Raw genomic sequence first — 25793 nt, 5'->3', positions numbered from 1 at the left:
AGGAACAGAAAATATTTAGTGGTATTACACATAACCAGTAACTAATCATGAAAACCTGATCAGGTTAGGCCATAGGGACAAAACTCCTGAGTATGTGGCTGACTCAGGAACCCACATACGTCTTTAAGGTAGGAGATGTAGTGCCAACTGTCTGTTGAATAAACGGTTATGGTCAATCATTGTAGCTGTAATCACTTGGTCTCCATCCAATTATCACCCGTACTCACATCAACCACTAAGGGGACACTTAAATGTACAGCATCTTCCATGAGTGACTTGATTTGTGGTTGCAATTCTTCCCACTCTGGAGGAGGAACTTCAAATACTAATTCATCGTGAACTTGTAATAACAACCGCGCTTGATACTTCTGCAAAACTTTATGCAGTCGCACCATGGCAATTTTGATAATATCAGCGCTAGAACCTTGAATTGGGGCATTAGCAGCAGAACGTAATAATCCCGCATCGGAAGCAGCTAATTTTTTTAATTTACTCAAGTCAATGTTATCTGGGTTGCTACCTTTTAAGTGGCGTAAACTATTATTGGTAAACTCAAAATACCGGCGTCTACCTAGAATAGTTTCTACATAACCTTGAGCGATCGCTTGTTTTTTTAACCCTTCCAAATAAGCAAATACACATGGATAACGTTCATTAAATCGCTGGATAAACTCATTAGCAATAGTTTTATCTATCCCCGTAGAACGGGAAAATTTCAGTGAACCCATACCATATATAACACCAAAATTAATAGTTTTCGCAATCCGGCGTTCTTCTGATGTAATATGTTCTTTGTCAAATACCAAACGTGCGGTTACTGTGTGAATATCTTCATTTTGCTGATATGCTTGTAATAGTATCGGCTCCTGACTTAAATGAGCTAAGATGCGTAATTCAATTTGAGAGTAATCCGCAGCCACCATTAACCAATCTGATTTCGGTAAAAAAGCCTTACGAATTTGGCGACTAAAGGCTGTACGAATGGGGATATTTTGTAAGTTGGGATTAGAGGAAGATAACCGACCTGTGGAAGTTGCAGTTTGATTAAAATCAGTATGTATCCGTTGGGTATCTGGACGGACTAAAGCCGGTAAAGCATCTACATAGGTAGACTTTAATTTCGATAAAGTACGATATTCAATAATGGCATTAACAAAGCCAGTTGTATCAACTTCCTGGAGTTTTTCTAAAGTCCCTGCATCAGTAGAGTAACCGGTTTGAATTTTCCGGGAGTATTTGGTACTTAAGCCCAATTTTTCAAATAAGATTTGACTTAATTGTTTAGGAGAACCCAAATTAAATTTTTCTCCAGCTACGGTAATTGCTGTGTCCTGTAATTTAGCTAAAGTTATCTCTAATTCCTGGGATAGTTCTTGCAAGTAAACAGAATTAATCGAAATACCCGTATATTCCATCTCCGCTAAAACTGCTTCTAGGGGTTGTTCCACTTGTAGCAATAACTTATGTAAAGCTGGAGTTTTTTCTAATTCCTCACGGAGCTTAGGCACAAGTTGCCATGTGGCGTAAACTTGTAAACAGCAATAATTAGCTACAGCAGTGATATCTAGATCCCCAATATTTTTACCTTTGGGAACTAAATCATTATAGTTAGTTAAGATTAATCCCAAATGACGCAACGCTAAATCAGTGAGGTTATGGCTAGTATCTGGATTTAAAACATAACTAGCTAACATGGGATCAAATACTACTCCCGCCAAGTTAATTCCTTGGTTGCGAAAAACTAAGCGGTCAAATTTAGTATTTTGGAAGGTCTTGGGATATTCTGCACTTGATAATATCGGATTTAGTGCGGTGAGTGCAATATCTTTAGGTAAATTCTCCCCTTCTCTATGACCCAGGGGAATATAAGCTGACTCATCAGGAGCAATTCCCCAACAGCAACCAATACCCACTAGTTGAGCATCTCTTGGTTCTAATCCAGTGGTTTCAGTGTCCCAAGCAACAGGATGTTTGGGGTCAGTAAATTTTTGTAATAAGTTGACTAACTCAGTCAGTTGGGATGAGGTCTTAATTATCCGTGGTTGAATGGGTGAGTTAATTTTTGGTGACATTGCTGCTGTGTCCACAGCACTAAAAAACCACACATCATCATCTTCATCGGGTGTGGTGGCTGAGTTCTGGGTAATTTCCCCACCAAAACGTTGCTGGAGTTCGTTAAATTTACCTAAAAAGCTTTTGAATTCTAATTTCTCTAAAATGGGAGTGAGAATACTGGTATCAAATCCCGTTAATTTGCAATCTTCTAAATTAATTTCTAGAGGAACATCTAAAACAATTTTGGCTAAGTATTGCGACTTTTGCGCGTCTTCTCTACCTGTTAATAGTTTTGTCTGTGTTGCGCCTTTAATTTCATCTAGTGCTGCATAAATCTGATCTAGAGAACCGTAAGTACTAAGTAGCTGTACTGCGGTTTTTTCGCCTATTCCCTTGACACCGGGAATATTATCTGATTTATCACCACAGAGGGCTTTAAAATCGACAATTTGTGCAGGTAATACACCTAATTTGGCTTGAACTTCTGCTGTACTAAATTCAGTGATGCTGTTTGTAGAACGTTTGAGAGCATCAGGGCTAAAATTTAAAACGGTGATTTCTTTGGCTGGGTCGATGAGTTGAAATAAATCGCGATCGCCTGTTAAGATTTTCACTCCATACCCAGCAGCAGTAGCTTTTTGTGCTATGGTTCCCAAAACATCATCCGCTTCATAACCAGGTGCGGTGAAAATTGGCAGATTTAACCCTGCTAGCAATTCGTGCAGATTTTGTAAATCAGGAACAAAATCTTCTGGTGTTCCTGGACGGTCAGCTTTATAAGTATCATCAGCTTCATGGCGAAAAGTTGGTAAACCCAAATCAAAAGCCACAGCTATGGCTTCTGGTTGTTGTGTCGCCATAACTTCTAATAGACATTTGAGAAACCCAAAACATACACTAGTAGGAATTCCTGTTTTAGTCCGCAGTCCGCCATCTTTTCCTTTGGCGAAGGCGAAATAAGAACGAAAAGCTAGGGAATGTCCATCTACGAGGATGAAGGTGGGACGACCTGTGGTGTTTGCAGTTTGAGACATAGCTATATTATTTTACCTCCCCATGAAGTGCTAGAGCCTGCTAACCTCATACTGGGAGTTTTAACCTGAATGGGGAATTTATGCACAAAGCACCTACCTCTGATTTAACATCCGCTGGTAATCAGGCTCTGGCTACACAAGACATTAAGTTACTGGTTTTAGATATAGATGGTACGATCTCTGGAGAGTCTAACACCTTAAGTGTACCCGTAAAGCAAGCGATCGCAGCGGTACAAGCCAAAGGAATTCACGTAGCCATCGCCACTGGTCGGATGTATTGTTCAGCTTTACGCTTCCACCAAGAAATTAACTGTCTTCTACCATTGATGGCTTATCAAGGCGCTTGGATTCAAGACCCAGCTAGTCAGAAAATTCATCGCCATTGGTCTGTTTCCAGAGAAATCGCACACCAACTACTAGATTATTTTGAACAACCACAACTGCGATCGCATTTATCTATCCATTTCTATATTAATGACCAGCTGTACGTGCGAGACTTGAGCCAAGAAACTCAAACCTATGCAAAACGTTCTGGTATTACGCCAATTCCCGTAGGCGACCTACGCCGAGTTCTGAGCGATGAACCCACAAAAATACTAGCCTTGTGTGAGGACACACAGGTAATTAATCAGTTACTAGGTGATTTACGCCGTCAATACACACCTGCTGAACTTTACCTCACAACTTCGATTGCTACGTTCTTTGAAGCAACTAACCCCTTAGTTAATAAGGGAACTGCTGTGCGTTACCTAGCAGAAGAATTACTAGGCTTACAAAGCAAAAACGTCATGACTATTGGTGATAACTTTAATGATTTGGAAATGCTGCAATATGCTGGTATCGGTGTAGCTATGGGTAACGCTCCACCAGGTGTAAAAGCTGTCGCCCAATGGGTAGCCCCTACTGTAGAGGAAGATGGGGTAGTAAGTGCGATCGAGAAATTTTTACTCTCTTAAAACTGCTTAACATCAGAAAAGACACCGACGACTGGCCGTGTTTCGTCTCGGTGCCTTTACTGGTTCGCTCCTCACACACCTGTAAATATAACCGAGGCGACTACATCAGTCAATAGTTTCCAGAAAACTTGCGATTTTTCCCGGTAATTATAAAGATTTGGTAAAGAATTTTTTCATCGCAAATAATCATAACTCCAGAGGAGCAAAAACTCCCAGTTTATCTACAAGTAAACACCTCAACACAGACTGAGTAGCCATGATCAGTCCCACCCTGGCTTGGGCTAATTCTAGTGAAGTAATTTTCACCTCCCCCAAAATCCGACACCTGCACCAGAAAGCCTCAAAAGCTCGACTTAAATCCAAGGCAACTTTTTCCCAGTTCACTGTACCACTACACTCTAAGTTATCTACAGCCTCTACTAACTCAGTAATCAGACGACCCTCTGCTGGGTGAGTGAAGCGGAGTTTTTGCTCATCGTTGAGCCAAGGTATGTTCTCTACCGATACCAAACTAGTCAGGTTAGCCTGATGTACTTCCTTGAGTTTAATCAATCCTTCATGGTGAGCTAGACCGCACCAATGAGCAGCAACGTGCATGAGCATATTGAATCATAAACAAGCTAGAGGGATTTAACATGGTAATTTTGGCTTTTTCCCTCTCCCCATCTTCACCCACACTCTTAACTACAAGGTTTTGCAACCAAGCAGCTAAAAAAGCATGAGTTAACTCTAAATGAATCCAACCAGGGGGAACTACTTCCACCTGAAAAACACCGTCACCCATTGCTGATAAGTGAGAGACAATTCCATTGGCGATGTCCATCGTTTTGTCATGATCAGATTTTGCCAACTGGAGCGCCAAACCTGAAATATATAAAACTCGACTATCATCTGTACCCTTATAGAGAGGAAACTTTCTACTTGCTATGGGGACAAATTCACCACTAAAATTACAAAAACTGAGTACATATAATATGTAACGATATATTAACCCTTTAATTGCTATTTCTCGGCTCACTAGTAAATTTGAACTATATACACTTGTACTCACAGGGTATCCATAACATATTTGTATATTTTCGTCATCTACCTTAAGATATAAATCTGAACTTGATGCAAAAAAATGAGAGTAGCATAAAATTTGATGAATTTTCGATGAACTGTCAGTAAACTTTACTACAATCATTGTACAGTAGGAAGTATAACAAAAGAGTAGAGGGCAAACTAACTGCTTTTCTGCTCTTTGTATGGCTGACGCTGTTAGGCGTTAAGCCTACTCTGCCGACACAAAGACACTCCTTGCACCTTTTTATTACGTCTTTGTATTCAGCCAAACGCTCTTTGTTACCTATGCAATCTCCATCTTCTTTTTCTGAGGCATCACGGCCCTTTTTAACTTGGCAACGGATTCTTGACTGGGCTCAAGAACACTACCGCTGCCGCACCTTTAGCAAGGATGAACGTATTCCAGCCCGACCTGGATTATTGTACTTAGTGCAAAGGGGCGCAATTCGCATGGTGGGAACAGCACAAGTTAGTACCACCGCCAGTCAGCTCACTTCTCGACGCATTAATAGAACTCCAGAAGAAGCCTTCTTGGGTTTTATCGGCGCGGGACAACCGTTTGAAATTGTGGCTCAGTCACCATTCACCCTCCAAGCATACGCCCATGTTGACCAAACAGCTGTGCTGTGGATGTACTGGCACGATTTAGACAACTGGCCTCACTTCCGCCGTGAAGTCATGGATGCCTTTAGGTATCAGCACCAACGTAAATTACTGTGGCTGAGTGCCTTGGGACAACGCCGCACCATTGACCGACTCTTAGGATTCCTGACACTATTGATTGAGGAATACGGAGAACCGGCTATGAGTGAGACTGACCCCGATGTGATTCGTGGCTATTGTCTGCCCTTCCCCCTCACCCATGCCCAAATTGGTAGCGCCATCGGTTCCACTCGTGTAACTGTGACTCGCTTGATGGGTAAGTTGCGTCAACGCGGCTTAATCCTCACCCAGGGAGATAATCTCATTTGCTTACCAGCAGAGTCGATTAATCGAGCCAACTGAAACGCATTTCACAGCTGATGAACAAAAGCCACAGCAAGTTAGAGTCGGCAATATCTACTTCCTGGGTTTGAGCAATCTGTTTGACAACCACAAACAGATTGTGATCAATTGCGTAATGTGAAAATCAATGTTCTTGGTAATGAGCAATCTATTGCCCTTGCTTCCCAATAGCAAGGGTCAATAGCACAAATGTATTCTATATTACCTAGGATGTTCAGTTAATTCAGACTGGGCTTGGGTGGTCGTGGCTGTACAAACCACATTAAGACCACTCAACTCGCCTGGGGAAGAATTTATGCCGTGGAAAACGTTTTCCCCATCTTCTCTGATGGTTCACCGTACCGGTTCAAAGTCATAGCCAGTCCGGGAACGGTTACCGGTAACTACTTTTACTAGTTGCACAGGCGCAGAGCGATCGCCTGAAGGTAAAAATCGAATCGCACCAGAAGCCCCAGTAGGAGAAAAATCAGAAGCGGTGAGTGCTTGTTGTATCCCCGAACGTGTAGGATTTCTTTCTAATGCGGCAATCAGGGCTACAGTGGCATCATAAGCCAAGGCAGTTCGCCAACTAACATCAGCACCCCACAAATCCCTCGACTTTTGGGGAAAATCTGACTGGCGATCGCCTAAAATATGCCAGGGAACTGCTACCACCATCCCCAAGGCTGCCTCTCCCACCACTTCTAATGTTTTAATATTATAAACATCATCTCCTCCCAGTACATTTAACCGTTTCTGGTTCAGTTGAACCACTTGCAGTGCTTTATCTAAATTTTCAGTGTCAGTTGCTAACATCAAAACTTCTGCACCCTCCCCAATAGCCTGTTGTAGGCTTTTAGCCGCACTAAAATTTCCCTGGGACAGGTCAAACTCACCTGATACTCGTCCACCCTCCAACAACACAGATGATACAAACTCCGACTTTAAAGACTGGCTGTAATTACTCCGGGAATTAAAGAAAACCGCCGCTTGTCTTTTCTGCAAGTTTTTGACCATATAATTAGCCAAGCTCCTAGCTGCGATAAAATCACTAGGTACTGTGCGGAAAATATAGGGGCTAAAGTTAGAAATTTTCACCGAAGTGCTAATAGGAGTAATGGCTACCAGTTTCCCAGCATCATAAATAGTACCTGCCGCTAAGGTAGTGTCACTGCTATAAGGACCAACTACCCCCAATACATCGGGATTTTTAACTAGGCTAGCAGCAATTTGTTGAGCAATCTCAGGATTATTATCATCATTGGCTATCCCTACCTTTAAAGGTACGCCTTTAATACCCCCGGAGGTATTCACCTCATTTTGGGCTTGAGCGATACCGCGTAGAATCTCCAGGGAAACATTAGGATTATTACCTATAGGTACTGAGGCGACAACACTATAGCTTTTAGCAGCACCAATGCGGGCATTATTTAAATATATCAGTGCCTGGGGGTCATTACGCTTGAGTTTTAAAGATGTTTCTAAACTAGCAATAGCTTGGGTATAATTTTTCTCACTTATTGCTTGTACTCCCGCTTTTTTGTCAGGAGTCACTTCGCCAGTGTTCAAAATTCTTTCTCCAAAACTAATCCGCTCTGCACCGGGTTGATTTTGGGGAAATCTGATTATGTCAAAAAACCACAAAATACCACCTAATAAGCCCAATGTGATCAGCAGGGAAAAAACAAGTAGGGTAGTTTCATTTTTCTGGGACATAATTAAGAATTGGGGTTGATTTATAAATTTATTTATGCGTCGCGGTCAGTAATGCTGAAAGAAACTGGATGTGTAGGTGTTTTAATTCTTGTTAAATATTAAAGATAATATTTGATAAACAATTCGATATATGGATGTAACTGCAATAGTTGCTAAACCACCAGCAACCGCTAGCAAAATTATTTGTGAAATGGCAATTCCCCCTTGTAAAAAGGGAACAAAAATAATCACTGCTAAGGTAATTACCGGAATCAATAATAAATCAAACTTTTCAATCCACCGTCTAGTTTGGGCGAATATTATTATACCTAATATCAAAGCACAAATCACCCCAGTGATTACAGCACTGCCCAAGAAACTATTCAGAGCGATCGCTATTAATGCACCCTCAAACCCGCTAAAAGCTGCTCCACCCAATAATTCCCACGTAGAAAAACTGGGCTGAGGTTTTGTTTTGGCTGGTTGAGATTTGGGTGTAACAATTGGGGTAATTGATGGTTGAGAAAGAGCTATAATTACTTCATTAGCCGAATGAAAGCGTTGATTAGCAGCAGGTAAGAGCATTTTATCTAAAATATCAGCCAGGCGAGGACTGACCTTAACTAAAGAGCGCCATTGCCACTGATTAGTATAGGTATCAAACAGTTGATTTGCTGCTTTACCTGTCAGCAAGTTCAGGATAGTGACCGCCAAAGCGTATAAGTCTGTAGACGGGAAGACCTGGTTACCGGCCATTTGCTCTGGTGGTGCAAATCCCATGGAATAAATACCAGTGGAAGCATTAGAGCCTCCCGTAGCATTTGTTACCTGCTTCACAGCCCCAAAATCCAGCAGAAAGAGTTTACCATCACGACGACGCATGATATTAGAAGGTTTAATATCTCTGTGAATGATACTTCTATCATGTACGAACTGTAAAACCTTGAGAATTTCTTGCAGTATTTCTAAAACTTCTGGTTCAGAAAATTTACCCTTCTGATCCAATTCTTCTGCTAAATTTTGTCCATCAATGTATTCTTGTACCAAGTAAAAAAACTGCTCTTGGTGTCCTCCTTGCAAACTATTAACTATTACCGGGAAAAAAGCAAATAAACCAGGTATTTGCTCGTGTCCACTACCTATTTGGGCTAGAACTTCTGCTTCTCTCTCAAATAACTTTTGTGCTTTTTGCAATTGAGTAGGTGATAAACTTCCCGCGGGCTGAAACTGCTTGACTACGCATTGACGCATTCCTGGTATGCGGCGATCTATTGCTAAAAATGCTGTACCAAATCCCCCTCTTCCCAGTAACTTAACTGGCACATATCGACCATCTAGGAGTAAGGGCATACCGCAGGTAGTACAATATTTTTGTTGCGTTGTTTTCAGGGTGTTAATATCGTCCAAATCCGCAAAATAGTTTTGTGGGCGAGGGTAAGTCGGACGAGTACAGTAAACTTTCATTTTTATCATTGTCATGCCATCAATAAAATCGATTTACTTACTCTCAACCATAAATTATATAGCATTTCCCATGCTCGTGAGGTACAATTTTTTTTAGTTTGAGGGAACAGGGAACAGGGAATTGGTGTGTACTTCATGAGCCTGAAAAAGGCTATAATTTCCCCACCAATAAATTAAGGAAATTACATCTCCAACTTAAAAATACTGATGACAAGAGACTAATAACTAGATTTTAAACTGGTTCAGAATCAGAGTTAATATTGACTCCATCCAGTGTATTTACCCCTAACTTAGGTTGTGATATTTTCAACATATCTTTATTCCATTCTGGAGTAGCAAACTGAGGTAAAATTTCTTGACTAAAGGCTTCTGCAGCCTTAGAACGATAGCGATTAGGATTAAAAATCAACCAGAGGTTTCGCTTGACGACGACACCTTCAATGCAGGTAGATTTTAATACACCCATTTGTAATTCTTTGGCGATGGCTGAGGTGGAGACAAAGGCAGCACCCAAGCCTGATTGCACGGCATTTTTGATGGCTTCTATGGAATTTAGTTCCATTTCAAACTTAAACCGTCTGGTATCAATATCACACCTTACCAGTACCTGATCAATCACTTTGCGAATAGTTGATTGGGAGTCTAGAGCAATGAATTGTAGTTTATATAGGTCTTCTTTTTGAATTTTTTCCTGTTTAGCAAAGGGATGAAATATTGGTAAAATCAGTGCTAGTTCATCCTCAGCGTAGGGCATAATTACCAAAGATTCTGCTAACTCAGCCGGAACTTCACCACCAATAATCGCTAGATCAATTTGTCCATTAGCGACACTCCAGGCGGTGCGCCGGGTAGAGTGGACATGTAATTGCACTGATACATCTGGATATTTTTGGCGGAACATACCGATCATTTTTGGTAAAAGATAAGTTCCGGTGGTTTGAGAAGCGCCAACAATTAAAGTACCGCCTTGGAGGTTTTGTAAATCTTCCACAGCGCGGCAGGTTTCTTGACACAAACTCAGGATTTTCTCACCATAGCTCAAGAGTAGATGTCCAGCTTCGGTTAATTGTGCGCGACGACCTCCACGGTCAAATAAAGGGACATCCAGCTGTCGTTCTAAGTTTTGGACTTGTAAACTCACCGCAGGTTGCGAGACGTAAAGACTATCAGCAGCACGCTTAAAGCTCCCTTCTGCGGCGATCGCTTTCAGGATACGTAACTGATCTAAAGTGAAAGGAAGGTCAGACATAAGGCTCAACCCACAATTTTAAAAGGAGCAGCTTGGTGAACAAAGCAAACTGCTACGTAGTTTTTCTGCCCACTAGGGGCGTGATCTGTAGCAGAAATAAATAATTGGTGACAATTGACTAGTGAATCAAGTTTTCCAGCTTGTCACCCTCCCTTGTTTTGTTACATCTTCAAGAAGGCTTGACTCGAAAAAGACAGTACCACAACACCCTGAGTAAAGTCTCCTGTGGAAAATTTTGTGGTATTGGTTGTACTGAGTTAACTTTTTGTTAAATTACTTTACCTATGTATACAATGCTCAATTCTTGGCTTACTCCCAGTCATTTGGTCATGTTGGGATTACAATTAGCTTTCGCGATCGCTCACAGTGGGGGAGCGGCCCTCCGTCCTTGGGCAGAAAAACACATCGGACCGAGGCTTTATCGCATTTGTTTTGCATTAATTAGTTTACCCTTAGCTGTAATCTTAATTATTTACTTTTTCAATCATCGGTATGACGGTTTGCAACTGTGGCTAGTACAGGCAGTACCGGGAGTAAGGCTAGGAGTTTGGGTATTATCAGCGATTTCCTTTTTCTTTTTGTATCCTGCTACCTTCAATTTACTAGAAATCGCCGCCATTCAAAAGCCCCAAGTTCACCTTTACGAGACAGGAATTATTCGTATTACCCGCCATCCCCAGATGGTAGGGCAAATTATCTGGTGTTTAGCCCATACCCTCTGGCTAGGAACTAGCTTTACCTTGGTTACTTCCCTGGGCTTAATCTTGCATCACTTGTTTGGTGTTTGGCATGGCGATCGCCGGCTGGCGGCACGCTATGGTGAAGCCTTTGAAGTCGTCAAACAACGGACATCAATTATTCCTTTCCGAGCAATTATTGATGGTCGTCAATCTATCAAATGGCAGGAGTTTCTCCGCCCTGCCTACTTAGGAGTAGCAATTTTTATAGCTCTGCTCTCTTGGGCTCACCCCCTGTTACTGGTAGCAACTAGTCGGATAGAATGGTAGTTAGAGACGATCCCCACTATCAAAATAAAATACCAGTCAATGGCAATTTCCGCCGATCAACCGCTGCCAAATCAATGTAGTATGAATTTTAATAGCTTTCAGCAGGGGGATCGCTTCGTCAGTTTGATATTTTCTCTAGGTCTTTGACAACTTAAATGCTTGTACTAGGGAAGTAATAACACAGCAGTCCAATTTCCTGGAAACAGGAAAGATGGGCAGTGGATAAGTGAAAACAGCGACAGTATCTCTGCCCTGGCTGGTGGTTACAGTGTATGTTTTTCCTAAATCCGCTTGAGGAAATAACTGCGTTGGCAATTCTTGCTCCTGATAGCTAGTTTAATATCAAAACCTTATAATTTTAGAGGCGTCATGGTGTTGTCGGTTAGTGAGCGGACATTTACACAAGAAGTTTTACAATCTCCCATTCCTGTTTTAGTGAATTTTGAAGCACCGTGGTGCAGCTTGTGTCGCCTGATTCACCCTCTGTTGTTGCAATTTAATGCTCAATGTGGTGAGCAAATCAAGTTAGTAGGGGTTAACGCCGATAATAATTTTAAACTGGCTAATACTTATAGACTCAGGACACTGCCAACTTTGCTGTTAGTGGAAAATGGCATAATTCGGCATCGTCTAGAAGGTTTTAGTAGTAAAGAGGATTTACGTCTGGCTTTAGAAGAAATTAAGCTCACTTATAATAACCGTTCTAGAACATACCATGCCGTGACCACAGCAGACATGGAATGTCGCTCGGCTTGACGCTCTACCCGGCTAGAAGCCGGGATATTCACCACCAGGTACTCTAGTGCCATTGTTGTTATCTTGGAACAACAGATCCAACTGAGTTTCCAAGTTCCCAGGCCACCACGTTTGCTCTCATGAGCGTGGTGTTGTCTGCTCACAAACCCTGTTGATTCAGGGTTCGGCGTTTGAAACAGTAATAGCGCCTAGGTTTCCGCTGGGGAGAATTTCAGTCATCTGTGGCTCAAAATCCTAAAATTAAGAAAAATGGTAATTAGCTAAATTCAACAAATTTTTAGATAAACAAGGTAGACGATAAATAGATCAGTAATCCAAAGACTCTATGATTGTCGAATAATTTGATAAACAAGGACATTCCCTCGTTAATTGGGACTTTTAGGGCAAATATACCCTTTAGGTTACCTCGAATGTCAAAAATCTGTGGATTGTCTGCATTTACGTAGTTTCAGCCAGGCTAATTATCTGCTAACTGCGTAAGTGTTCCTAAAGTTGAGGAAAATAATATTACAATTTATCATGTTTTAGATGAGAATATTTACTGTTTGTCAGCTTGATCAGAAGGAGTTGACAGACAAAACACTGTTGTAAAATAGACATAAGTAATGATTTGGGGGGCCATTTACTGGTCAGGAACGCCTATAGAAACTATTTTTGGAAATCTTCAAGGTCTTAAATCCAGTCAGCTGAAGCAACTACAGCGACTTTACCACCAGCGCATCCCAGGCGATCGCATTACTACGCCTGAATTTTCCCAGCGTCTGGCTGCTATCAGCACAGAAATCAATCAGCCTGTATGTGCTTACCTCAACCGTCGGGGACAAGTGATGCGTGTAGGGGTAGGTACACCCCGTCAAACGCAAATCCCACCGTTAGAATTACCCCGTTACGGTGCAGAGCGTCTGAGCGGTATTCGTTGTATCGCCACCCATCTCAAGGCAGAACCCCCGAATGAGTCGGCTTTGACGGCTATGGCACTGCAACGCTTAGATGCTCTTGTAGTGCTAAATATTACTAGTACAGGATTTACAAAGCGCGGAGGCGGCTCCACGGGGTACGTCAAGGAAAGTTATTTAGCTCATTTAGTATCCAATACTAAACAGCTAGTCTCAACTCAGCTGGGGACAAAGGTAAATTTAGTGGCTCCCGACTCGGGACTTTACTCTAGCGTATCCCCACCTATGAGTTTAGATATGCTGTCAGAGCAGGATTTTATCGACTTAGTGGACAGTGTGGAAGCCGAATTCCAACGGGAATTTGTGGCCACGGAAGTAGCTGCTGACCATGATCGCGTCGTCATAGTTGGTATTATTACTGACACTGAAAGTAGTCAAAGATTCCAAGATACCATAATGGAATTAGCCAGGTTAGTACATACAGCAGGGGGAGAAGTATTACAGACACTACAACAAAAGCGATCGCGGATTCATCCACAAACAGTAGTGGGTGAGGGGAAAGTAGAAGAAATCGCCCTGACTACCCAAACCCTGGGAGCTAATTTGATTGTTTTTGACCGTGATCTCTCACCCGCCCAAGTGCGTAACTTGGAAAGGAAAATTGGTGTCCGGGTAGTTGACCGCACAGAAGTAATTTTAGATATCTTTGCCCAACGGGCCCAGTCCCGTGCTGGTAAACTACAAGTCGAACTCGCACAGTTAGGGTATATGATGCCTAGACTCAGTGGTAGAGGTCTGGCTATGTCGCGGTTAGGTGGTGGGATTGGCACCGTTGGACCGGGTGAAACTAAACTGGAAACAGAACGGCGCGCTATTCAAAAACGGATTTCTCGACTGCAACAGGAAGTCAACCAGTTACAAGCCCATCGCTCCCGGTTACGCCTAAGACGGCAAAATCAGGAAGTTCCCTCTGTGGCTTTAGTGGGCTATACCAACGCCGGTAAATCCACTTTGCTCAATGCTCTCACCAACGCGGAAGTTTACACCGCTGACCAGTTGTTTGCTACTCTTGACCCCACCACCCGCCGCCTAGTAATTGCCGATGGTGACCGTGGTGGAACTCAAGAAATTCTACTCACAGATACAGTAGGTTTTATACACGAACTCCCAGCCTCTCTAATGGATGCCTTTCGTGCCACCTTAGAGGAAGTCACAGAAGCCGATGCTCTACTGCATTTGGTTGATTTATCTCATCCTGCTTGGTTGAGTCATATTCGCTCAGTTAGGGAAATTTTGGCACAAATGCCAGTTACTCCAGGCCCTGCACTGGTTGTTTTTAACAAAATTGACCAAGCAGATAGCGCCACCTTGGCTTTAGCTCGAGAGGAGTTTCCCCTGGCTGTGTTTATTTCCGCCAGTCAGCGATTAGGTTTAGAAACCCTGCGTCAACGTCTGACCCAACTGGTCAAATATGTTGTTGACACTCGGTGACTTGAATCGCCGTGATGGCTGTAAGAACCCCCCGGATAGAAGCGGGGGGATTAAAGGCATTAAAAAGGCATTAAAATTAAGAAGTATTAAATTTAATTGAGGATTTTATGGCTGCCAAAGTTGAAATTTACACTTGGAGCACCTGCCCATTTTGCATCCGTGCTAAGAGTTTGTTGACTAAAAAAGGTGTTGATTTTGCTGAATATTGCATTGATGGAGATGAAGAAGCACGGTCTCAAATGTCAGTAAGATCTCAGGGGAGACGCTCAGTACCACAAATTTTTATTAATGATTCCCATGTTGGTGGTTGTGATGATATTCACGCTTTAGAACGTCAAGGTAAGCTGGATGAATTATTAGCTTCTGATGTCTAGATTAACCCAATATTGAGATTAAGATTAGACATATCTAACAAATCACCTAGAGACGTGAGGTCTCACGTCTCTGGAGGTCTGGGAGAAAAAAGTATATTTACCGGCTTAGTTTGCTCAATAATTTAACTCTAAATGCGGACAAAAACTGGAAAAATCCCTTTCATGGTTAACTATCACGGCGAATCAAGCCGTTGGCACTTCCTCCACTGTCTAAAGCCGATTGGCTTCCGTGCCTTTCGGGGATTTTCTTGTGAATCATGTCAGATATTGCACATTTTTTGATATCAGGCATACTATACATGGCCAGTTGTTCCAAATCTGGTATATTTAACCAAACCTGCCACTGACATAATTTCGGGTATCTTCTTGTTGGGGGTCATTGAAGATGGCTTCTGTAGAACTATATTCTACTAGATAACCACTGCGACCACCTTCCACAACCTGAACGTTGAAAAAAGCTGTCTGATCAGACACCCGTGCTGCCTGTTGCATATTATGGGTGACGATGACAATGGTATATTTTTCTTTGAGTTGGTGAATTAGTTCTTCCACCCGCAATGTAGAAACTGGGTCTAAGGCAGAACAGGGTTCATCCATGAGAATAATTTCCGGTTGCACTGCGATCGCTCTAGCGATACACAAGCGTTGCTGTTGTCCGCCGGATAAAGATGTGCCACTTTGTCGTAGTTTATCTTTGACCTCATCCCACAAAGCAGCTTGTCTGAGACTGCGTTCGACTAATTCATCCATATTCCCTTGATAGCCATTGATTTTGGCTCCAAAAGTAATATTCTCATAAATTGATTTAGGAAAGGGATTTGGTCGTTGAAATACCATCCCAATTCGGCGGCGCACCTGTACAGGGTCGATGTTGGGTGCATACAAATTGTGATCGTAAAAATAAACTTTGCCTTCTGCTCGAAAGGAATCGATGACGTCATTGAGACGGTTATAGCATCGCAGCAATGTACTTTTACCGCAGCCAGACGGACCAATAAAAGCTGTCACCTGATTTTTCGGGATGTCCAGCCAAATATTTCGCAAAGCCAAAAAATTACCGTAGTACACATTCAGATTCTCTGTGCGTAAAACAGTTTCAGTGTCATTCACTGTAGTAGTGTTAGTAGGCATAATAATAGTGTATTGTGGATTTTTGCCCCAGAGAATCTTTCTCTGGTGGTTCCTTAGCCAAAACGACCACTCACATAATCGCGAGTACGCTGATCCTGGGGACTGGAAAAAATTCTCTCGGTGGTATCTACCTCTACCAGATACCCGACGCGATTTCCCCCTTCCAGGGCTTCGGCATTAAAGAAAGCAGTATAATCTGCAACCCTAGAAGCCTGCTGCATGTTATGGGTGACAATGACAATAGTGTAATGCTGTTTGAGATCAAGCATTAACTCCTCAATCCGCATCGTCGATATAGGATCAAGAGCCGAGCAAGGTTCATCCATCAAAATCACATCCGGCTGAACCGCAATAGCGCGAGCAATACACAAACGCTGCTGTTGTCCCCCTGAAAGAGAAGTCCCCAACTTGTGGAGATTGTCTTTAACCTCATCCCAGAGGGCTGCACGGCGGAGGGAATTTTCAACAATCTCATCCATATTTCCCTTAATGCCATTCACCCGCAAACCATAGGCTACATTGTCATAAATCGTCTTCGGGAAAGGATTAGGCTGCTGAAATACCATACCCACCCTGCGGCGGACTACCACCGGGTCAACTGTAGCACCGTAGAGATTTTGTCCTCGGTAAGTAAGGTATCCCTTCACCTTCGCACCCGGAATCAAGGCGTTAGTCCGATTGAAACAACGCAGGAGAGTACTTTTACCACAGCCCGAAGGACCAATTAAAGCGGTAATTTTGCCCTCCAGAATATCCATTGTCACATACTGAAGGGCGATCGCACCCCCATAGTAAACCGATAAATCCTTGACCTCAAAAATGCGCCTACTATCAACGGGACTGCTATTACTAATTTTCTTTTCCATAGTATTCTCAATGTAGAGTGTATAGAAATTGGCTGAGTTTGCAGCCAAAAGAATTGAATTCCCTGATCTTATAACTTCTTCTGCCGACTCAAGTACCGAGCCAAAATACTAAACAACAGCACAATTGACAATAACATCAAGGCGGCGGCCCAAGCCAAACTCTGGGAAGCCTTATAGGGAATAATCGAGAAAAAGTAAATTAACACTGGTAAGGTTGCCACAGGTTCCCAAACATTAGTGGCCCAGAAATTATTGTTAAAAGAGGTGAACAGCAAGGGAGCCGCTTCTCCGGCAGCCCGGGCAACAGATAAAACTATACCAGTAATAATTGAAGTCAGAGCTGCTGGTAAGACAATCTGGACAATGGTTTCAAATTTTGTCGCCCCAATACCCATTGCAGCCAAACGCAACTCATTAGGCACTAATAACAAAGCCTCTTCTGTAGACCGAATAATAATAGGCAGCATTAACACCGCCAAAGCCACCCCACCGGAAAAAGCCGAAAATGACCCTAATGGCATCACCACAATTGCATAGGCGAATAAGCCACACAAAATAGCGGGGACACCGGTGAGTACATTACAGGAAAACTTCACCAAGTAGGCCAACCGAGTTCCCCGACCAAACTCAGCTAAGTAAATAGCCGCAATCACACCAAAAGGAACTGAAATCAATGTACCAATACCCAGAGTCATTAAAGTTCCAATAATGGCATGACCAAAGCCACCCTCAGATAAACCAGGAGGCGGGGGGAGCTTAGTAAAAATATCTGGAAATATTATGGAATTAATCCCCTTTTGAAACACACTCGCCAGCACCCAAATTAGAGGGATAATTACCGCCGCGGCAAACACCATAGTTAAAATGGTCAACACCCGCCCCATGATCCGGCGATGGGGTGCCATGGTTTTCTCACTGATATCAAAACCACTGTCCGTGGCCGATGCCACGCTATCGCTATCATACCCAAAGGAATACTGATTATCTGGAGTACCCATAATTTAATTGATATTTCGTAAACTTAATCTTGCATACACTCGTACTCAAAACTGGGGAAAAGGCGTGATATTTTACTCAATATTTTGGAATCGACGAATAATCATCTCAGCTAAAATATTCACTACTAAAGATAAAAGCATTAGCACTACGCCAGCGTACATTAAAGCCGCAACTTGAGTGCGTCCCGCTTCTCCAAATTGGGAAGCAATCAAACCTGTGATCGTCGATCCGGGTTGCAGCCATGATATGTTAATGCGGTTGGCGTTACCAACGAGCATAGCCGCCACCATGGTTTCCCCCATGGCTCGACCCATAGCCAACATCACAGAACTGATAATGCCAGATAACCCTGCGGGAATCAGCACTCTGAGAATTGTTTCCCAACGGGTTGCTCCCAAAGCTAAGGAACCATTGCGGAGATTACTGGGTAGGACTTCAAAGGTGCTCCGGGTAATAGAGATGATAATGGGCACAATCATAATTGCCAGTACCAAGCCCACAATCAGCAGACTATTGCCAAAAACAGAATCGCCACCGAAAAAAGGAATCCAGCCGAAGTACGTGTTAAGGAAGGTAAAAATAGGTCTGATAGCAGGAATGAGGACAAAAATACCCCAAATTCCCAACACCACGCTGGGAATAGCGACGATCAGTTCAATGGCAAAAGCAATGGGAGTTGTTACCCATTTAGGCGCAAATCCTTCTGTTAAAAAGATGGCTACTCCGATGCCCAAGGGGATAGCAATTGACAGGGCAATCAAGGCAGTGACTAAAGTTCCATATATCTGAGGTAGTACCCCATAAACGTTGGTGACAGGGTTCCAGGTTGTACCGACTAAAAAACCCAGACCAAATTTTTCAATGGCTGGTGTAGCTGCTATAGCGGTCTGTATGATTACCCATAGTAAAACTGCTCCGGCACTGATGGCTAGTATCAGGGTTAGTCCCCAAAATCCCACATCTAGAACCCTAGCGGGACTGATTTGCTTTTCCAGGCTATTCCCGGTTAATTGAGTTGATTTATCTGCCGACATCATGACTTGATTTTTGCTCTATAAGTGGTTATTGTGACATGGTGATGTCCCAACTCAGGTGTCGGGATGAATTTTGGGAGTGTTAGATGTCAAAGACACTCCCAATCATCTCGGATTATTACTTGGCGTTCACCGTGTCAAATACTGCTTTAATTCTCTGCACTAGAGGGTCAGGAATGGGGACATAAAGAAGTTCCTCCGAAAGTGCCTTGCCTTCGGGTCCCAAAGACCATTCCAAGACATTACGCATGGCTTGCCATTTAGCATCGTCCTCATACTGTCGATAGATCATCACCCAAGCTAGACCGACTATAGGGTAGGAATCAACACCCGAAGGGTCTGGAACTAGGAGCGCGAAATCATCGGGTACCGGCTCATCTAGTAGAGCTTTGGCTGCTGCTTCTGGAGATGGGGCTATAAAGTTTCCAGCTTTGTTTTCAATTAAGGCGGAATTGATTTTGTTTAGGGCAGCATAGGCGTAGGATAAGTAACCAATGGCTCCCTCATTCTGCTGAATGGCAGCGGCTACGCCTTCGTTACCTTGTCCGCCAATTCCCACAGGCCAGTCTACTGAAGTTCCTGCCCCAGCTGTCCAGTCTGGGCAGACAGTTTTAATGTGGTTGGTAAATACGAAGGTAGTACCACTCCCATCAGACCGGTGCGCAAAGGTAATGGGTAGGTCGGGAATCTTTAAACCAGGGTTATCTGCGGCGATGGCTGGATCAGTCCATCGAGTAATTTTTCCGGTTACGATATCACAATAACTTTTGCGGGAGAGTCTCAGTTCGAGATCTTTAACTCCTGGTAAGTTATAGGAGAAGGATAAAAAGCCTCCGGTCATGGGAACTTGGATCGGATCGTAATTATGAGCTTCTTTGAAGGACTTGAGCCGACTTGCAGAGTCGGTGATGGGTGCTTCGCTCGCCCCAAAGTCTACGGTTTTATTGATGTACTGCTCCAAACCCGCCCCACTTCCTACGGACTGATAGCTCACCTGGACATTGGGGTTGACTTGGCGATTATAGGCATCAAACCACCTCTGAAAAAGAGGTGCGGGGAATGTTGCCCCGGCTCCGGTAATAGCTATTTTCTGCCCACCACCACCATCCGCTCCTGGGCTACAGGCTGTTGCTACCAACATGATTGGTAGTGAAGCGATGGCTAACACAACTTTGCGATTAAGAACCATGAAAAATACGTCCAGTTTGCGAAAGTACTACGGAGTTATATCAAAAAGACCTTGCTTCATTGGTCATGACAACATCACCGGCATCACAGTCTAGGGTTATGGCGGTAGCAATGGGATTATCTGAGTCTTGCCCCGCGCCACAAGCCCCTAAGCTAAATTACATATCTAACAGCGATGTTTTAGCTGCTAGGCGACTCTTGTTGATTACATGTAGACCTGTGAATTTTTAGTTAATTTATCCAGATGAGCGATATTAGAATACCTCTAAAAGATACGTCTGAAGGTAAACAAAAGGTTAACAAAGGCAAAATAATATATTTTTCTGATCTATTTGCTACATTGAAAATAAAAAAAATGCTACGTAATTTCTTAAATTTTATGGTATAAATTATAAATTTTCAGGAAAAACCAAACTATCCAGTATTATTTTCAGGTTCAAACATGATTTTTCCGCAATTTTTTAGCGATCGCCATTTATTCAGAAGCTAATCACCCAAAGCCTCAAACCACAGAATTCCCTTAAGAATGTCCCGCTCACCTAACGGCATAGCGGGTTAATATCAAAAATATTACTTATTAGCATATGAGATCGCGTATAAATTTTATCCCTAAATAATATTTGGGGATATTTTTCATTGAGAATTTTCTAATTATTAAGTTCGACTTTGAAACACCCAACTTGATGTTCCTTACGCCAAGCATGAGGTGGTAAACCATGATGTTGACGAAACTGGCGGGAGAAATGGGAAACATCTTGATAACCCAATGCTCTGGCAATTTGCTCAACTGTTTGGTAATCATTTTGCAGTAAAAAACGCGCTCCTTGCATCCGGCGTTTAACAATCCAGCTATTGACAGTTTCTCCTGTCTGCTTTCCCACCTGGTTAGTCAAGTAAGCAGGTGAGTAACCAACTGCTTCAGCTACATCACACAGTGTAATTCCTTCGTGATAATGGGCTTCAATAAATTCAAAAACTTTTTTTAATTGGGGAACACAGGGAAATATTGATTGAGGTGAGTTCAAAGCTGTGGTCTGATCTGCGGATCCTGATTTTTGAGCTTCCTGGAATTTAGCAGCACACCAAGTTTTGAGCACAGCTTGTCTTTGCAACTGGGTATTAATTGCTCTGAGTAATTCGTCTAGTGAAAAGGGTTTAGTAACATAGTCATCTGCACCTAACTCCATACCTTTGCGAATAGCCTCTCTAGTACAGCTACCCGTGATAAAAATAAAGGGAATAATTGCTGTAACAGGATCTTGACGTAGCATGGTGAGGACAGTGTAACCATCTATATCCGGCATTGTCAGATCACAAAGTACTAAATCAGGTACATACTCCTGTGCTTGTTGGATACCAGCTAAACCATTTTGAGCGTTTATAATATCAAACCCTTTAGCTTCAAGACCCTGTACATAAAGATGGCGGGTAACATGATCATCTTCAATTACCAGAATTTTTTTGACCGATTCGTACTTCATTTTATAGCAACCAAAATTATAATATTAAATGGAACATGGGGATTTTTAAATTGACAAATCTTAAATACTTAAATCAATTAACACTTATAGTAATCAAAACATTCTAATTCTCATAGAAAAGAGGCTTCTTTAACTAGTGGTAACATCACAGTAATGGTAGTACCTTTATCTACTTCGCTTTCCAGATTCACTTGACCACCATGTAAATCTACTAGCGTTTTAATAATCGATAATCCTAGTCCATTACCGGGTATATTCCCAATATTACTTCCCCTGTAGAATGCTTCAAATAATCTTTCTTTGTCTCTGGTTGGAATGCCAATTCCTTGGTCTTTTACCTGAAAAAAAATAGATTTTTCTTGGTAAGTCATAATCAAATCAATAATGCTATTCTTAGGAGAATACTTAATGGCATTTTCTAGGAGATTCTTCAATATATAATCTAATAATTTTGCATCAAAAAAAGCATTGATCACTTCCAAATTAGTCAGAAAATTTATTCTTTTTTCCATGGAAATAATGTGCATTTCCGCCACTAAATTATGACAAAATTTCACTAAATCCAGTGGTTTAGGGTCAAAATTTATTTTGCCTGATTCTGCTTGAGCAAACAACAAAGTATCATCTAACATCTGGCTGATTTGTGCGATGGCTTTTTCTATATTTTCCAGTAATGATTCTATTTTTTGCTTGGTATGCTTGTCTATTTCTTCTGCAACTAAGCTATTACAAAATGAAATAATATTTAGTGGAGTACGAAGTTGATGACAGACCATAGAAAGAAACTGCGCTCTCAGTTCGCTTATTTGTTTAGCTTGTTGTAAAGCGTTATTAAAACTTGACTCTAAATTTTTGTAATCTGTAATATCAATAGCTATGATTAATTCTTCTGGTTTTACAGGTAACTTGAAAATTCCATCAAGCTTAGTTACCACGCCAATTAGCAAGCGTTCCGTACCATCTGATGTGAGGATATTTATCTCCTGGTATTCAAAGTCAGGTAATTCTTTTTGCAAGCATAAATTTATAGGTTTTTTCCTCTTAATTATTCCGTTAAAATCAAAATTATTTAGTAGTTCCTCTTTACTATATCCAGTAAATTTTTGTACGGCAGAATTTACATAAAATATTCTGTTTCCCTGAATCAGAAAAATGTTGGCTTCTATTGTTTCTGGTAAGGTGAATAATATATTGATATTCACCGGTTTTATGCTCAAATCTATGGCTTCATCCCTCTGAGGTCGAACAACAGCACAGGCAAAAGTTTGACCTGTTTTTTTCAGGTATATAATAGAAGTTTCAACTGTAAATATGCGCTGTTGCTTATTACGATAGCGAGATTTAAACGTAAAATAATCTTCTGATTTTATTTTTGATAATCTATGGATATCAAAATCTATATCTAGATGATAAAGCCTCATTGAAAGTAATTCTTCACGGGAATAGCCAGTCATTTTGCAAATTGCATCATTGACAAAAATCAACTGGTAATTTTCTCCTAAGCATAAAGCTGGTTCTACAGCTTGATCTATCAGGAAATAAGCAAATTTTAAATCTATTTCTGTCTGTATATTTCTGGTAAGATTTGCAAAAAATAACCTATCTTCGCTATAATCCATAAACTTAATATCTCCCTTTCATAAGTCAGAACCATAGGCATTCAAAAATCAAGATAATAGCTCTTAAAAAGACATATATTTATTGGTCATTGGTAATAATTTTAAATTATTTCATAAAATGTGCTATTTATTTGAATTTTACTAATAACATAAAAAAATTATAAAAATAAACTTACAAGTTATGGAATTTATAAAATATGAAATCTTATAACTCCACCTTAATCGATACTTTTAAACTGAATTTAGGATAATTTTTGATTTCCATGACTCAATATCAAATACAAAATTATCTGCACTATAACTTGACAAACCACTGCTTTTATAAAAATATCAATGAGGTTATACGTGACTTTAATGTAAATGTGCTAAATTGACAAGTGACATTGAACTATTCAGCCAATAACTAATAGTTAACATCTAATTTTCACAGAATATGCAATCTAAAAGATAACGTATATATTGATATTAGGGTTTGAATGTGTATTTACAAATATGGGCATAGAGAGTTAAGTTAATTCATAAAAACTCTGATATATGATTTACATTATTAAAGATTTAACTATATTTAAGATTATTTATTCATCTACCATGAGGAACATATCTGACGAGCAAACAATAGCCTAATATGAATTGATTTGTGATAGTCGAGACTATTTTTGCTCTAATAGACTGGAAATTTATACGTTCATCTATCTAAAGAAGTAAGAAATGATAATATATGTTTTAATTAAGCTGATAAGAATTAGTGATATTTTATATTGATCTTGTCAACCTGGACTATTAGCCGCTGTTTGCTGTTGTTGTTCACTTTCTCCCGATAATTCAATTCTGGGGCTGAGAATTTTCAGCTAAAACAAAAATAACCTCCGTGCTCACTTCCGGGTTAGTCTGTGGAGTAACTCACAAAAATACACATCTAATACTTTTTTCTGATACCTTGACTAAGGAAATCAGGAGGATAATGTTTGTCATAATAAAACATAACGACTAAGCCAGTATAAATCTGTATAATTCAATACCATGACTAATAGTTTAATACATAAATAACTGATAAAAACATTGTTTGAGTATTTGTGCAAATAAAATGGCTGGAAGTGTAGAAAATGTGGGAACTATTCAATTACTATGGTCTATGGTTGGTTTGCTCCTCACCATGGGCGGTACTTTCCTAGAAGCCTATAGTATTGCCTTACCTTGGACTGGGAATAATCAAGGAACTGAGATTTTTTCTTTGGGTGTTACCTGTCAAGTTGGTGCGGTACTGTTAGTAGGTTGTTTAGGAGGTAAAAATGCTGGCGCACTATCGCAAATCGCCTATTTAGTCATGGGTTTAACCTTGCTACCTGTATTTGCCGATGGTGGCGGTATTGGATATGTTAAACTATCTCAGTTCGGTTATCTGTTAGGTTTTATCCCTGGAGCGTGGATTTGTGGATCTTTGGCATTTCAAGCTAGACCTAAGCTGGAAACCCTGGCTTTCAGTTGTTTGAGTGGCTTGTTAACTGTCCACTTCTGCGGTATTACTTATTTAATCATCAGTTATATTTTTCAGTGGAAAGGTACGGAAAATTTGCCTCTAATGCAAGCAATCCTTAAATATTCTTGGTTTGCACTGCCCGGTCAACTAGCTGTAGTGTGTGCTGTTACCGTAATAGCATATGTATTACGTCATTTAATGTTTTATTAGTTATGGCAGAGCTAGTACGACAGTCAAGTAAAAATCGAAAAATCCATTTATAGGCTTTTGACCAATTTGAAATGATTGGGACTAATTGTACATTTTCTCGGTAATTATATGTACTTTTATAGACAAAGAGGAGATGGTGATTTTGATATCCATTTAGTAAATACTATTTTTATTGACATTAACCTCTACTATCTCTCACGCCCTAGTTGCTAGTTTCATGCGTTTAAAAAATCATCTCTTTTGGATTACTGCCTTCATTGCTTTTTTCTTAGATCAACTAACAAAATATTGGATAGTGCAGACCTTTAGCCTGGAACAGACATTACCAATTATACCAGATGTATTCCATTTCACTTATGTTACTAATACTGGGGCAGCTTTTAGTCTGTTCAGCGGGAAAGTAGAGTGGTTAAGATGGCTATCGTTGGTCGTGAGTTTGTTATTGATAGCACTAGCATGGTTTGGCCAGAATTTAAGTCGTTGGAATCAGTTAGGCTATGGTTTGATTTTAGGCGGAGCTATGGGGAATGGTATTGATCGGTTCGCTTTGGGGTATGTGGTTGATTTCCTGGATTTTCGCTTGATTAATTTTGCCGTATTTAATATGGCAGATTCATTTATTACTATTGGTATTATTTGTCTATTAATTGCTTCTTGGGAAAAAGCACCCAGTCATAGTGACAGTTAAAGCTAATCTGAACACTTGATAAATGAAAATCAAAGTATCCCCTCAACTTCCCATGTCAGAGAGAATTTTAATGT

22 protein-coding genes are annotated in these 25793 nt (G+C 41.1%); 8 read left to right on the top strand and 14 right to left on the bottom strand.

Annotated elements, in window-relative coordinates; translation table 11 throughout:
- Positions 1-191: 191 nt before the first annotated feature.
- Positions 192-3089 (bottom strand): DNA polymerase I, encoded by a 2898-nt coding sequence (gene polA / locus AC6IZ0_RS11570; RefSeq protein ID WP_497723015.1) that lies wholly within the window; start codon positions 3087-3089, stop codon positions 192-194.
- Between the two features lie 80 nt (positions 3090-3169).
- Between polA and AC6IZ0_RS11565 the strand changes: the two genes are divergently transcribed.
- Complete coding sequence (locus AC6IZ0_RS11565; protein WP_271734110.1) at positions 3170-4045, top strand: Cof-type HAD-IIB family hydrolase; 876 nt, start codon at positions 3170-3172, stop codon at positions 4043-4045.
- Between the two features lie 186 nt (positions 4046-4231).
- On the opposite strand, the gene AC6IZ0_RS11560 is transcribed toward AC6IZ0_RS11565, so the two are convergent.
- The gene (locus AC6IZ0_RS11560) at positions 4232-4642 is read right to left on the bottom strand and encodes a hypothetical protein (protein WP_497723013.1); all 411 of its coding nucleotides are present in this window, start codon (positions 4640-4642) and stop codon (positions 4232-4234) included.
- The gene (locus tag AC6IZ0_RS11555) at positions 4602-5063 is read right to left on the bottom strand and encodes a hypothetical protein (RefSeq protein WP_497723012.1); all 462 of its coding nucleotides are present in this window, start codon (positions 5061-5063) and stop codon (positions 4602-4604) included. Before AC6IZ0_RS11555 ends, AC6IZ0_RS11560 begins: the two co-directional genes overlap by 41 nt.
- A gap of 332 nt (positions 5064-5395) precedes the next feature.
- Between AC6IZ0_RS11555 and AC6IZ0_RS11550 the strand changes: the two genes are divergently transcribed.
- Entirely contained in the window at positions 5396-6115 is a 720-nt protein-coding gene (locus tag AC6IZ0_RS11550) for a Crp/Fnr family transcriptional regulator (RefSeq protein WP_497723011.1), read from the top strand.
- Between the two features lie 333 nt (positions 6116-6448).
- On the opposite strand, the gene AC6IZ0_RS11545 is transcribed toward AC6IZ0_RS11550, so the two are convergent.
- The 3 genes from AC6IZ0_RS11545 to AC6IZ0_RS11535 form a co-directional block, all read right to left on the bottom strand.
- Positions 6449-7810 (bottom strand): ABC transporter substrate-binding protein, encoded by a 1362-nt coding sequence (locus AC6IZ0_RS11545; RefSeq protein WP_497723009.1) that lies wholly within the window; start codon positions 7808-7810, stop codon positions 6449-6451.
- An 81-nt stretch (positions 7811-7891) separates the two neighbouring features.
- Positions 7892-9253, bottom strand: coding sequence for a protein kinase domain-containing protein (locus AC6IZ0_RS11540; RefSeq protein WP_497723007.1), 1362 nt, complete (start codon positions 9251-9253; stop codon positions 7892-7894).
- 232 nt (positions 9254-9485) lie between these two features.
- Positions 9486-10502, bottom strand: coding sequence for a LysR family transcriptional regulator (locus tag AC6IZ0_RS11535; RefSeq protein WP_271734115.1), 1017 nt, complete (start codon positions 10500-10502; stop codon positions 9486-9488).
- A gap of 284 nt (positions 10503-10786) precedes the next feature.
- On the opposite strand from AC6IZ0_RS11535, the gene AC6IZ0_RS11530 reads away from it, so the two are divergent.
- From AC6IZ0_RS11530 to grxC, 4 genes are all read left to right on the top strand, one after another.
- Positions 10787-11509 (top strand): NnrU family protein, encoded by a 723-nt coding sequence (locus AC6IZ0_RS11530; protein ID WP_497723005.1) that lies wholly within the window; start codon positions 10787-10789, stop codon positions 11507-11509.
- Positions 11510-11878: 369 nt separating this feature from the next.
- Entirely contained in the window at positions 11879-12265 is a 387-nt protein-coding gene (locus AC6IZ0_RS11525) for a thioredoxin family protein (RefSeq protein WP_271734117.1), read from the top strand.
- A gap of 641 nt (positions 12266-12906) precedes the next feature.
- Positions 12907-14652, top strand: coding sequence for a GTPase HflX (hflX, locus tag AC6IZ0_RS11520; RefSeq protein WP_497726046.1), 1746 nt, complete (start codon positions 12907-12909; stop codon positions 14650-14652).
- A gap of 107 nt (positions 14653-14759) precedes the next feature.
- Positions 14760-15026 (top strand): glutaredoxin 3, encoded by a 267-nt coding sequence (gene grxC / locus AC6IZ0_RS11515; protein ID WP_271734121.1) that lies wholly within the window; start codon positions 14760-14762, stop codon positions 15024-15026.
- A 166-nt stretch (positions 15027-15192) separates the two neighbouring features.
- On the opposite strand, the gene AC6IZ0_RS11510 is transcribed toward grxC, so the two are convergent.
- The 8 genes from AC6IZ0_RS11510 to AC6IZ0_RS11475 all read right to left on the bottom strand — a co-directional run bounded on the left by AC6IZ0_RS11510 (position 15193) and on the right by AC6IZ0_RS11475 (position 23344).
- Entirely contained in the window at positions 15193-15318 is a 126-nt protein-coding gene (locus tag AC6IZ0_RS11510; protein WP_271734122.1) for a hypothetical protein, read from the bottom strand.
- A gap of 35 nt (positions 15319-15353) precedes the next feature.
- Positions 15354-16157 carry a phosphate ABC transporter ATP-binding protein PstB gene (gene pstB / locus AC6IZ0_RS11505; protein ID WP_271734123.1) on the bottom strand — a complete coding sequence of 268 codons (804 nt, stop codon included), beginning with the start codon at positions 16155-16157 and terminating at the stop codon, positions 15354-15356.
- Between the two features lie 53 nt (positions 16158-16210).
- Positions 16211-17023, bottom strand: coding sequence for a phosphate ABC transporter ATP-binding protein PstB (pstB, locus tag AC6IZ0_RS11500; RefSeq protein WP_271734124.1), 813 nt, complete (start codon positions 17021-17023; stop codon positions 16211-16213).
- 68 nt (positions 17024-17091) lie between these two features.
- On the bottom strand, positions 17092-18021 hold the full coding sequence (gene pstA, locus AC6IZ0_RS11495; RefSeq protein WP_271734125.1) for a phosphate ABC transporter permease PstA: 930 nt from the start codon (positions 18019-18021) through the stop codon (positions 17092-17094).
- 72 nt (positions 18022-18093) lie between these two features.
- Positions 18094-19059, bottom strand: coding sequence for a phosphate ABC transporter permease subunit PstC (gene pstC, locus AC6IZ0_RS11490; protein WP_271734126.1), 966 nt, complete (start codon positions 19057-19059; stop codon positions 18094-18096).
- A gap of 115 nt (positions 19060-19174) precedes the next feature.
- Positions 19175-20245: a phosphate ABC transporter substrate-binding protein PstS gene (gene pstS / locus AC6IZ0_RS11485; protein ID WP_271734127.1), complete on the bottom strand. Its 1071-nt coding sequence runs from the start codon at positions 20243-20245 to the stop codon at positions 19175-19177.
- Between the two features lie 646 nt (positions 20246-20891).
- Positions 20892-21725, bottom strand: coding sequence for a response regulator transcription factor (locus AC6IZ0_RS11480; protein ID WP_497723002.1), 834 nt, complete (start codon positions 21723-21725; stop codon positions 20892-20894).
- 110 nt (positions 21726-21835) lie between these two features.
- The gene (locus AC6IZ0_RS11475) at positions 21836-23344 is read right to left on the bottom strand and encodes a sensor histidine kinase (protein WP_497723001.1); all 1509 of its coding nucleotides are present in this window, start codon (positions 23342-23344) and stop codon (positions 21836-21838) included.
- Positions 23345-24428: 1084 nt separating this feature from the next.
- Between AC6IZ0_RS11475 and AC6IZ0_RS11470 the strand changes: the two genes are divergently transcribed.
- On the top strand, positions 24429-25031 hold the full coding sequence (locus tag AC6IZ0_RS11470; RefSeq protein ID WP_271734130.1) for a biotin transporter BioY: 603 nt from the start codon (positions 24429-24431) through the stop codon (positions 25029-25031).
- 217 nt (positions 25032-25248) lie between these two features.
- Positions 25249-25719, top strand: a complete 471-nt coding sequence (gene lspA, locus AC6IZ0_RS11465) for a signal peptidase II (RefSeq protein WP_271734134.1) — start codon at positions 25249-25251, stop codon at positions 25717-25719.
- Positions 25720-25793 lie beyond the last annotated feature (74 nt).

It is taken from the genome of Anabaenopsis sp. NIES-4685, from assembly GCF_059725405.1.
Note: the sequence above shows the minus strand (reverse complement) of the source record. Positions and strands in the feature narration are given on the sequence as shown.